Origin of the sequence: Pseudoalteromonas sp. CR1 (assembly GCF_019392235.1) — a bacterium.
Taxonomy (GTDB): domain Bacteria; phylum Pseudomonadota; class Gammaproteobacteria; order Enterobacterales; family Alteromonadaceae; genus Pseudoalteromonas.
Window position 1 is genome coordinate 1 of the sequence record NZ_JAHXRM010000400.1, and the last position, 256, is coordinate 256.

General features: G+C 60.5%; 1 protein-coding gene. It reads right to left on the reverse strand.

The window, feature by feature from the left end:
• On the reverse strand, window positions 1-216 hold a 216-nt coding region (locus KZZ04_RS19895; RefSeq protein WP_219423986.1), incomplete at its 3' end, for a hypothetical protein.
• Window positions 217-256: the final 40 nt, after the last annotated feature.

Here is a 256-nt window from a genome sequence, read left to right on the forward strand (position 1 = left end):
TGAGGAGACGGCAACGTGTCCATCATCGGCATACAGTCCGGAAGCCTTGATGGTGCCAGCTTGTAGTCTCCTGACGGCGTCGATGTCAAGGACAGCTCGTACTACGGAGAAGTCTTCGAGGCCGATGGGCTCATCGCGGGCCGAAGTGTCTGGAGAGAAGAAGTGGATGACGGCCTTGCCGGTGCGCACAGCCAGGGCATGTGCGGTGATGGCCATGTCCTGGGCCTCCTGGAGGGTTTCGGACTGCAGGAAGGTC